We start from the raw sequence: 575 nt of genomic DNA on the forward strand, positions 1-575 counted from the left end.
AGCTCGGCTACACCAGTGCCGTGCTCGCCACCACCAGCGCGATGACCGGCCAGGTTGCGAGCATGATGGCGGAGATGGGCGACAAGAGCAGCACCGCCTACAAGGTCATGTTCGCGATCAGCAAGGCGGCGAGTATCGCGCAGGCCATCGTCAACACTGAGGTGGCGGCGACCAAGGCGATGACTCTTGGTCCGATTCTTGGCATCCCGGCGGCGTCGTTGATTCGCGGCCTCGGGTACGCCTCGGTTGGCCTGATCGCCTCCCAGACCATCGCCGGCATGGCGCACGACGGTATCGACTCGGTGCCTCGCGAAGGAACGTGGTTGTTGGATCGCGGAGAGCGCGTTGTTGATCGGAGAACGAACCAGGATTTGAAACAGTTCCTGTCCAGCCAGACCACGAATAACAGCGTGTCAGGCGGCAACGTCAACGTCGTTGTCAACATCGATCAGGGTGGCGCTACGCAGACGCAGGCGCCAGCCGGCTACGAGAACATGGCGCAGGAGATCGCACGCGTGGCGAAGCAGCACACCAAGCAAACCATCGCCACCGAGATGCGACCCGGCGGCATGCTG

At 62.8% G+C, this 575-nt stretch carries 1 pseudogene; it reads left to right on the plus strand.

The features are described 5' to 3' along the window. A pseudogene (locus ASV53_RS25730) lies at positions 1-575 on the plus strand (hypothetical protein); the annotation flags it as partial.

The organism is Photobacterium sanguinicancri (assembly GCF_002265265.1).
Classification (GTDB): Bacteria; Pseudomonadota; Gammaproteobacteria; order Enterobacterales; family Vibrionaceae; genus Photobacterium; species Photobacterium sanguinicancri.